This window comes from Pseudidiomarina salinarum (genome assembly GCF_000753715.1).
Taxonomy (GTDB): Bacteria; Pseudomonadota; Gammaproteobacteria; order Enterobacterales; family Alteromonadaceae; genus Pseudidiomarina; species Pseudidiomarina salinarum.
Genome location: NZ_JPER01000017.1, coordinates 1 through 490 on the forward strand (window position 1 = coordinate 1; position 490 = coordinate 490).

The following is a 490-nucleotide window of genomic DNA, read 5'->3' on the forward strand; positions in this document are numbered from 1 at the left end:
GTAAGTCCGGCGGTATGGCTCAAAAGCTGATCGACGGTAATCTCGTCCCAAGCTGGCGGCGCGTCCTCGATCCATTCGACCAGCCGGTCGTCAAGGCTCAAACGCTCTTCCTCCACCAGCGTCATGATCGCCAGGGCAGTCATCTGTTTAGTCAAGGACGCAATCTCGAAAACGGTCCGTGTCGTAACGGGTACTTCGTGAGCGAGGTTTGCCATACCGTAGGTGCCTATATGCACCGGCTTGCCTGCGCGCATGACGGCGATCGCTACTCCAGGGAAATGTCCTTCTTCCATTAGGGTATCGATCCTCGCGTCTACCCGCTCGATGTGCGGAAGCTGAGGAATATCCTTAGCATCTACTCCATCTACCAGCATAATGAAAAGGATGAATGCGAAGGCAGAACGCCAAATCGCTACACTGAATGTCATCGGTGATTCTCCATAGTCCACATAACGCCCAAATAATGGGCTAAAAATAGTGAGCGCAGCGA

1 protein-coding gene is annotated in these 490 nt (G+C 53.3%); it reads right to left on the reverse strand.

The window, feature by feature from the left end; translation table 11 throughout:
• The coding region (locus IDSA_RS11765) for a serine hydrolase domain-containing protein (RefSeq protein ID WP_156959156.1) at positions 1-428 on the reverse strand (428 nt) is incomplete at its 3' end.
• Between the last annotated feature and the right edge of the window lie 62 nt (positions 429-490).